This is a genomic window from Intrasporangium sp., from assembly GCF_051961875.1.
GTDB lineage: Bacteria > Actinomycetota > Actinomycetes > Actinomycetales > Dermatophilaceae > Intrasporangium_A.
In genome coordinates this window covers 1-3,401 of sequence record NZ_JBQCCV010000034.1, presented here as the reverse complement: position 1 = coordinate 3,401, position 3,401 = coordinate 1, and the positions used below count along the sequence as shown (strand labels likewise).

The 3,401-nt window shown below is 74.0% G+C and carries 3 protein-coding genes; all 3 read left to right on the top strand.

What is annotated here, in order from left to right:
- Window positions 1-1,111, top strand: a 1,111-nt coding sequence (locus tag ACTHJJ_RS02095) for a lipid II flippase MurJ (protein WP_440301281.1), incomplete at its 5' end; no start/stop codon positions are given.
- 25 nt (window positions 1,112-1,136) lie between these two features.
- Window positions 1,137-2,339 (top strand): glycosyltransferase family 4 protein, encoded by a 1,203-nt coding sequence (locus ACTHJJ_RS02090; protein WP_440301280.1) that lies wholly within the window; start codon window positions 1,137-1,139, stop codon window positions 2,337-2,339.
- Between the two features lie 19 nt (window positions 2,340-2,358).
- Window positions 2,359-3,401: CTP synthase (locus tag ACTHJJ_RS02085; RefSeq protein WP_440301279.1), on the top strand; the 1,043-nt coding region annotated here is incomplete at its 3' end.

The following is a 3,401-nucleotide window of genomic DNA, read 5'->3' as shown; positions in this document are numbered from 1 at the left end:
CACCTACCTCGTCTACCGGGCTCTCGTGCCCGACGCCGCGGCGCCGATCGAGACCGTCCCGGGCGGCGCCGTCCTCGTCCTCGGCCTCGGCACGACGCTCGGAGTGGTGGCCCTCAGCCTGCCGCTGCTCGTGCCCCTGCGCCGGGCCGGAATCCGGCTCCGTCCGACCCTCCGCTTCCCGGACACGGCATCCGCCCGGGTGCGCCGCCTCGCGATCGCCGGCCTCCTCGCACTCGTCGGCCAGCAGCTCGCGACGCTCGTCGTCATCCGGCTGGCCAACGACCGCGGCGGTGCCGGCACGCTCAACGTCTTCACCTACGTGCAGGCCGTCTCCGTGCTCCCGTATGCCGTCCTCGCCGTCCCGCTCGCGACCGCGGCCTTCCCGACGCTCGCCGGCCAGGACGCCGAGACCGGCCGCGCCGGGGACGACGCCGTGCGCACTCTCCGGGGCGCCTGGCTCGGCACCCTCATCGCCGGCCTCTACGGCGTCGCCCTGCTCGTCGCCGTGGCCCAGCCGGTCGGGGCGTTCTTCAGCGCCCTCGACGCCGGGCGCGGCCACGGCTCGGGCGGTGAGGCCCTCGCTGCCATCCCGACCACGATCGTCTCGTTCGCGCCCGGCGTCGTCGGCCTCGGCGCCATCGGCCTGCTGACCCGCGCACTCTACGTGCGGGGGCACGCCCGGACCGCGGGAGCGACCGCCGGTGCCGGCTGGCTGCTCACCCTGGCGGTGCCCCTCGTCGTCCTCTCGGGCACCCCTGGGCCGGCGGACACGCTGCGCGCGATCGGCATCGGCTCCAGCACCGGACTCGTCGCAGCCGCGGTCGTACTCGCCGTCCTCGCGGCCAGGGCATGGGGTGGCGACGCCCTCCGACCCCCGGGACGACCCCTGTTCGCGGCCCTGCTCGGCGGGACCGTCGCGGCCGCCGCCGGCTGGTGGCTCGGCTCCGCCTGGCGCCCGACCGACCTGAGCGCGGCCGCTCTCGCCACCGTCGCCGCGGGACTTCTCGCGACGCTGGTCTTCGCCGTCGTGGGCAGCGCCGGCGACCGCAGCGTGGTGCGCCGCCTCCTGCGTCGTGCCCCGGCCACCGCGGCGAACGGCGCGCCCCGATGAGGCGCTGCGAGGGGGAGGAGCAGCGATGAGGATCCTGCAGTTGCTCGGGCGTTCGACCGGGGGGATCGGCAGCCACGTCGGCCGGCTCACCGAGGACCTCCGGCACCTCGGCCACGACGTCGTCGTCGCGACCGACCGCTCCACCGCGAGCCACTTCGGCTGGGCCGACGCCCGCCGGCTCTGGCCCTTCGGCTCCCCACGCGCGCTTGCAGGTGCGCCGTTCGACTGGCACCTCATCATGCGCCTGGCGTCCACCGTCGACGTCGTGCACGCCCACGGCCAGCAGGCGGCTCTCGTCGCGGCCGTCGCCGCCCTCCGGGCACGGCCTCGTCCCCGGCTCGTCGTCACGCTGCACAACGAGGTTCCGACGACAGGAGCGGGCGCGAGGGCCGTCCGCTGGGCCCTGCGTCGGGCGGACCTCGTCACCGGCGCCAGCGAGGACCTCGTCGAGGTGGCCCGCGCCCTCGGTGCGCCGAGGGCGGAGCTGTCCACCGTGGCCTCCCCGCGCCTGGCCGCCCTGCTCGGCTCCACGGACCCAGCCGGCTCCACGGACCACGAGGGCTCCGGGGACGGAACGGGCGCAGCGGACTCAGCCGGCTCGCCGCACTCACCGGACTCAGCCGGCTCGCCGCACTCACCGGACTCGACGCCTCCGGCGCCGACTCGCGGCGCGCTCCTCGCCTCCGCCGGGCTCGACCCGGAGGGCCGGGCTCCCCTCGTCCTCACGGTGTCACGGATCGCTCCGCAGAAGGACCTCGACACCCTCGTCGGCGCCGCCCGTGCCCTGACCGAGCCCGCCACCTGGGTCGTCGTGGGAGGTGGCGACGCGCAGCTGCGCCGCCGCCTCGAGGACGAGGTGAGCGGCATACCCCTTGCGTTCGTGGGGGAGCGCGGTGACGTGGACGCATGGCTGCGGGAGGCGGCCGTGCTCGTCCTGACGAGCCGCTGGGAGGCCCGTGCGCTCGTGGTCCAGGAGGCGATGGCGGCCGCGGTCCCCGTCGTCGTCCCGGAGGTGGGCGGACTGCCCGAACTCGTCGGCGACGCAGGCGTCCTCGTGCCACCCGGCGACCCGGTCGCCACCGCGGCCGCCGTGGACGAACTGCTAAGCGACCCGTCCCGACGCGCCTCGCTCGCGGCCCTGGGCCGGCTCCGGGCGCAGACGTGGGCCACTCCGGAGGACGAGGCGCGCCAATGGGTGGTGCGCTACCAGTCGCTCACCGAGTCATGACGTAGACTGCAAGCCCGTGGTGGAAACGACGACGAAGCACATCTTTGTGACCGGGGGCGTAGCCTCCTCGCTCGGCAAGGGGCTGACCGCCTCGAGCCTCGGAAGACTGTTGAGGTCGCGTGGCCTGAAGGTCACGATGCAGAAGCTCGACCCATACATCAACGTCGACCCGGGCACGATGAACCCGTTCCAGCACGGGGAGGTCTTCGTCACCAACGACGGCGCCGAGACCGACCTGGACATCGGCCACTACGAGCGCTTCCTCGACGTCAACCTCGTCGGCTCCGCCAATGTCACGACCGGGCAGATCTACAACACCGTCATCGCCCGTGAGCGGCGCGGCGAGTACCTCGGCGACACGGTGCAGGTCATCCCGCACATCACCAACGAGATCGTCGCCCGGATGCGGGCGCTCGCGACCGGCGGGCCGGACGCGCCCGACCTCATCATCACCGAGATCGGTGGCACGGTCGGCGACATCGAGTCGCTGCCCTTCCTCGAGGCGGCCCGCCAGGTGCGCCACCTCATCGGCCGCGACAACTCGTTCTTCCTCCACGTCTCGCTCGTGCCCTACCTCGCCCCGAGCGGCGAGCTGAAGACGAAGCCGACCCAGCACTCGGTCGCCGCGCTCCGCCAGGTCGGCATCCAGCCCGACGGGCTCGTCCTGCGTGCCGACCGCGACATCCCCGACGGCATCAAGCGCAAGATCTCGCTGATGTGTGACGTCGACGTCGAGGCGGTCGCCGCCTGCGTCGACGCGCCGAGCATCTACGACATCCCGCGGGTGCTGCACGCCGAGGGCATCGATGCCCACATCATCCGCCGCCTCGGTCTCGGCTTCCGCGACGTCGACTGGTCCGAGTGGGACCGGCTGCTCGAGCGGGTCCACGACCCCGAGCACGAGCTCGAGGTCGCCCTCGTCGGCAAGTACGTCGACCTGCCTGACGCCTACCTGTCGGTCACCGAGGCGCTCCGGGCGGGCGGCTTCCACCACGACGCACGGGTCCAGATCCGCTGGGTCGCGAGCGACGAGTGCCAGACCCCGGCCGGAGCCCAGCGGGC